This is a genomic window from Alkalihalophilus lindianensis (assembly GCF_032843265.1).
Taxonomy (GTDB): domain Bacteria; phylum Bacillota; class Bacilli; order Bacillales; family Bacillaceae_D; genus Alkalihalophilus; species Alkalihalophilus lindianensis.
This window is the reverse complement of sequence record NZ_JAWJBA010001079.1, coordinates 1-233: the sequence shown is the minus strand read 5'-3', so window position 1 is coordinate 233 and position 233 is coordinate 1. Positions and strand designations below refer to the sequence as shown.

Genomic DNA, 233 nt, shown 5'->3' with positions numbered 1-233 from the left:
CCTACATGGAATTAGATGAAAGGGAAAGCATAGAGTCTGGAAGTCATGGCCATTTAAGCCAATTGGCGTCAGTCGGACAAATTGCTGCAGGAATTGCGCATGAGGTAAGGAATCCATTAACCGCGGTTAAAGGATTTTTACAGTTGCTTCAGCAGGAAGCACAACATGAATATATTGATATCGCCCAATCCGAATTAGAAAACGCCTTGACCACTCTAAATGATTTACTACAG

General features: G+C 42.1%; 1 protein-coding gene. It reads left to right on the top strand.

From position 1 onward, the window contains the following. Positions 1-5: 5 nt before the first annotated feature. A partial coding sequence (locus RYX56_RS25430) for a histidine kinase dimerization/phospho-acceptor domain-containing protein (RefSeq protein ID WP_317124528.1) occupies positions 6-233 on the top strand: 228 nt, incomplete at its 3' end.